This is a genomic window from Streptomyces sp. HSW2009 (genome assembly GCF_040240285.1).
Taxonomy (GTDB): Bacteria; Actinomycetota; Actinomycetes; order Streptomycetales; family Streptomycetaceae; genus Streptomyces.
On the sequence record NZ_JBEHZD010000609.1, the window covers coordinates 1 to 4,279 of the forward strand.

2 protein-coding genes are annotated in these 4,279 nt (G+C 74.8%); both read right to left on the reverse strand.

The window, feature by feature from the left end; genetic code table 11:
• Nucleotides 1-217: 217 nt before the first annotated feature.
• Nucleotides 218-1,270 (reverse strand): ABC transporter substrate-binding protein, encoded by a 1,053-nt coding sequence (locus AAHZ94_RS29410; protein ID WP_349996714.1) that lies wholly within the window; start codon nucleotides 1,268-1,270, stop codon nucleotides 218-220.
• Nucleotides 1,271-1,343: 73 nt separating this feature from the next.
• The coding region (locus AAHZ94_RS29415; protein WP_349996716.1) for a thioester reductase domain-containing protein at nucleotides 1,344-4,279 on the reverse strand (2,936 nt) is incomplete at its 5' end.

The window sequence follows — 4,279 nt, forward strand, 5'->3', positions numbered from 1 at the left end:
CCCCGCCTGAGGTCAATCAGCCCCCGGGGTGGGCGGGGCGGGCGGGCCGGGCCCAACCGGCGCGGCCGGTCGGCGGCGGCCCCGGCGACCGGGCCGGCGAGCGACCTGCCGGGGCCGCCGGCAGGTTGGGGAACGGCGGCGCCCGGTGGGGTGAACGCACTGCGGGCGCGCGCTATGCGTTGCCCAGGGGTCTGCCGGGCGTGCGGGTCCTCGGCGGTCACCGCTCCCCCACCACCCCGGGGTGCAGCAGCGCGCCGATCTTGCGCACCGCGAGGTCGTTGCTCGGCCCGAGGTAGGCGGAGTCGGAGAGCGTGACGTAGCGGTTGTTCTTCGCCGCCGGCCACTGCGGGAACTGCTTGAGCAGCTTGCGGGCGTACGCGGCGGGGTTCTTGTCCTGGTAGCCGATGACCACGAGGGCGTCCACCGGTTCCGCCGCGACCTTCTCCTTGCTGAGGTCGGCGAAGGTGTTCTTGGTGACCGAGGCGAACGCGTTGGTGCCGCCGGCCTTGGCCAGGATGTCGTTCCAGATGCCGTTGGCTGCCACCGAGCTGAAGTCGTTGCCGCCCATGGACATGTTGGAGAAGACGACCATCACCCGCGGGCGCTTGCCGCCCTCCTTCCGGACGGCGTCGCTGACCTGGGCGACGTTGCGTCGGGAGGCGCTGATGAGTTGCTCGGCCCGGTCCTTGACCTGGAAGATCGTGCCGAGTTCGCGCAGCAGCCGGTAGCTGTCCTCGATGGTCATCTTGGAGGTGTCCTCGTCGCAGCCCTGCGGCGAGACGTAGCTGTTGGCCGCGACCGAGGCCAGGTCGTCGCGGGTGGCGAAGCCGTTGCCCGAGTTGAAGCCGTACGCCGTGGTGGACAGCACCAGGTCGGGGCGGAGTCCGAGCATCGCCTCGCGGGGGATGTCGAACGCGTCGTTGGGCTTGACGCCGCCGTCGGGCAGCTTCTCGATGGCAGCGGCGCGGCCGGCGACCTCGGAAGCCCCGTACGACTGCTGGTTCGCCACGATCCGGTCGCCGAGCCCGAGCGCGAGCAGCGAGGAGACCTCGGCCACCGATGCGCCGTTCATGACGACGACCCGGCTGGGCGCCTTGGTGTACGTGGTGGTGCGATCGCAGTTCTTCAGCGTGACCGGATAGCCGGCGCCAGAACGCCCGCCCTTCGCGGCGTTCTCCGTCGTCGCGGTGGACATGCTTCCGCCGCAGGCCGCCGTGACCAGGCAGAGTGCCCCGGCCAGCACCGCCATGGCGGGCCGTTTCTTTTGCATGCGGGCTCCTTGGGGGTGGGTCGGACTCCGCCTCAGTAGTCGGGGCGAAGGCCGACCCAGTTCCCGCGGTGCGCTAACCCGCCGCGTTCACTGCTGTCCCACCACCCCCGGTCGGGCGGGGCAGGATGCCGGTTTTGACGCAGTGATCCAGGTATCGGAAGACCAGCGATCGGTCGATGGGCGGACACTGGATGCCGGTGTCGGCGAGGCCGCGCCGTACGTTGTCGGAGCGGATGTCGCCGAGCCCGAGTTCCGGTTCGGCCGCCGCGCCGTCCGACTCCGGGGCACTGCCACCGCTACCAGCGGGCGCCGCGGTGGCGGAGGCCGCGGCCCCCGAGCCCGCGGCCCCCGAATCCGCAGTCTGCGAGTCCGCAGTCTGCGAGTCCGCGCCCTGCGGCGCGTCGCCCGCCGGCTCACCGCCGTCGAAGGTGTCGAAGAAGGCGAGCGTGGTGGTGGCGACGTCGGCGGCGCGCGGCAGTTCGGCGCGCCAGCGGGCCAACGGCATCCGGCGCACCGGGTAGCCGTACTCCGCGATCCAGCCGTACAGGTCGTCGAGGCGCACCTGCGGGGCCGGCGCGTGGTTGAAGACCGTGCCGTGCTGCTGGCCTGCGCCGCGGGCGAGGTGCACCACGGCGCGGGCCACGTAGTCCACCGGGGTCCACACCTCGGCCTCGAACAGGTCGGGCACGATCCCCGCCGGAATGCCGGCGCGCAGCACGCTCCAGACGAAGTCGCGGTCGTTGACATAGCCGGTGTCGGGGGCGCCGACGACACGGCCGAGGCGGTGCACGGTGACCGGCAGACCGCGTTCGGCGGCCTGTTCGGCCAGCCGCTCGGAGGCCCACTTGCTCTGCTGGTAGCCGTAGATCAGGCCCGGGTGCGGGGGCAGGAACGCCTCCGGCACCTCGGGGCTGTGGCTGCGCGGCGGGGTGGTGGAGAGCGTGGAGACCAGGTGGAACGGGACGCTCCGGGGGGCCGCGAGGCGCAGCAGCTCCCGGGTGGACTCGGTGTTGGCGGCGCGCAGGCTGGAGTACTCGCGCATGATGCTGACCGTGGCCGCGTTGTGGAAGATCGCGTCGACGCCCGCGGCGAGTTCGGCGAGCCGGTCCGCGCTGAGTCCGAGGCCCGGCTTGGCCAGGTCGGCCGGCTCGGCGACGATGCGCTGGGCGGCCTCGCCGAGCGCCAGTTGCTGCGCGTCGAGCGCCTGCCGCAGCCGGGCCGCGGCCTGCCCCTGGTCGGCCGCCCGGACCAGACACACCACCTCGGCGTCCGTGCTGGCCAGCAGTTCGGCCAGCAGGTGTACGCCGACGAAGCCGGTGGCGCCGGTGAGCAGCACCCGGCGGGGCGCCGCGTACCGGTCGGCCGGAACGGCGTCGGCCGTGGCCGCCGGGGCGATGTCGGCGTCCAGGACGGCGTCCCGGGCGACGGCCGCCACCGCCGGCGGCAGCCCGTCAGCCGAAGCGTCCGATGCGGCCGTTGCGTCCGGCGCGGCCTGTTCGGCGGCGGACCCGTGGGCCTGGGCCGCGCTCGGCGCGGCCTTGGCGGCGGACCCGCCGGCCTGTTGGACGAGGTGCGCGGCGAGGTCGGCCGCGGTCGGGTACTGGAAGAGCCAGGCGACCTTCACCTCCCGGGCCAGTTCCACGCCGAGCCGGTTGGCGACCTGGATGGCCTGGAGCGACTGGGCGCCCAGGTCGAAGAAGTCGTCGCGCGGGCCGATCTGTGCGGAGCCGAGGACCTGCGCCCACACGCCGATGATGGCCTGCTCCAGCGGGTCGCCGGCGGGCTCGGCAGCCGGTTCGCCGGTGGCGGTCTCCGGGTCGGCGGCCGGTGCGCCCTCCAGCGCGGCCAGCGCCTTGCGGTCGATCTTGCCGGAGGCGGTCAGCGGCAGCCGCGGGTGGAAGACCAGCGCGGAGGGGACCATCGCGGCGGGCAGGTCGGCGCGGAGCCCGGCCCGTACGTCGGTGGCCTCGGGCGCGGGCCCGTCGGCCACCAGGTGGGCGACGAGCCGGCGGGTGCCGTCGGGCAGGATCTGGCCGACCACGGCCGCCTCGCGCAGGCCCGGCTGGCGCAGCAGGGCCGCCTCCACCTCGGTGGGGTGCACCCGGTGGCCGCTGATCTTGAACTCGCCGTCCACCCGGCCGACGAAGCGCAGCAGCCCGTCGTCGCCGAGCCTGACCAGGTCGCCGGTGCGGTAGGCGCGCGGCGCCTGGTCCGTGCCGATCGGTCGGGCCAGTGGTGCGAAGCGCTGGGCGTCGGCGGTGCGCGCGCCCCGGTAGCCGAGCGCCAGCGCCGCGCCCACCAGGTGCAGTTCGCCGACCACGCCGGACGCGTCGGTGCCCGGGGCGGCCGGCGCCTGGTCGTCGGCGACGGGGACGAGGACGGCGCGGGTGCCGGGCAGCGGGCGGCCGATCGGCACGTCGCCGGCGGCCAGTTCGGGGGCGTGCAGGTCGGCGACGGTGGCGACCACGGTCGCCTCGGTCGGCCCGTAGGTGTTGAACAGCCGCACCGCGCCGCCCACCGCGCGCCGCCAGCCGTCGACCCGCTCGGGCACCGCGGCCTCGCCGCCGATGATCACCGTGCGCAGCGTGTCGGGGAGCGTGGCCGCGCCGGTGGCCAGCGCGTAGGCGACCTCGTGCCAGTACGCGGTGGGCAGGTCGAGCACGCTGATCCGCAGCCGGTCGCAGGCGGCGGCCAGGGTGGGCACCGACTCGGTCATGGCGTCGGTGCGCACCACCAGGGTGGCGCCGGCGCACAGGGTCAGGAAGATCTCCTCGACGCTGGCGTCGAAGTGCAGCGGCGCGAACTGCAACACCCGGTCGTCGGCGGTCAGCCCGTACCGCTCGGTGGCGCCGGCGACGAAGTGGGCGAGCGCGCCGTGGCCGATCTCCACGCCCTTGGGGGCGCCGGTCGATCCCGAGGTGTAGATGACGTACGCGAGGTCGCCGGGGGCGGCGGCGTGGTGGGCCGGCGCGGGTGCGGCGGCCGGTGCGGGCGCGGCCGGGGCCCCGT